1 protein-coding gene is annotated in these 567 nt (G+C 45.9%); it reads left to right on the top strand.

The window, feature by feature from the left end; genetic code table 11:
• Window positions 1–39 precede the first annotated feature (39 nt).
• A partial coding sequence (locus R7093_RS27095; RefSeq protein WP_318147257.1) for an MATE family efflux transporter occupies window positions 40–567 on the top strand: 528 nt, incomplete at its 3' end.

The raw sequence follows: 567 nt of genomic DNA, 5'->3' as shown, positions 1-567 counted from the left end.
TTTCTTTCAATCTTATTGTTCCGCTCTGGAGTATTTTTCGTGCATCGCTATAAAGAAGAAGCAGCGAGTCTAATTAAATTGGCTACCCCTGTATTGATCGCGTCTGTCGCTCAAACGGGCATGGGTTTTGTCGATACCGTAATGGCAGGTGGCGTTAGCGCAACTGACATGGCTGCGGTATCTGTCGCTTCAAGCATTTGGCTGCCATCTATTTTGTTTGGTATTGGCCTGCTTATGGCTTTGGTTCCTGTTGTGGCGCAGCTTAACGGATCTGCGCGTCGCGAAAAGATCCCATTTGAAATTCAGCAAGGTGTTGTCCTTGCGTTGTTAATCAGTATCCCGATCATTGGTGTGTTGCTGCAAACACAGTTCATTCTACAATTGATGGACGTAGAAGCTGTGATGGCAGATAAAACCGTCGGCTACGTTCATGCTGTGATTTTCGCTGTGCCAGCTTTTCTTCTCTTCCAAACTCTGCGCAGCTTCACTGATGGTATGTCATTAACCAAGCCAGCGATGGTGATTGGATTTATTGGTTTACTACTGAACATCCCGCTTAACTGGATT

This window comes from Vibrio sp. 1580 (assembly GCF_033340055.1).
Note: the sequence above shows the minus strand (reverse complement) of the source record. Positions and strands in the feature narration are given on the sequence as shown.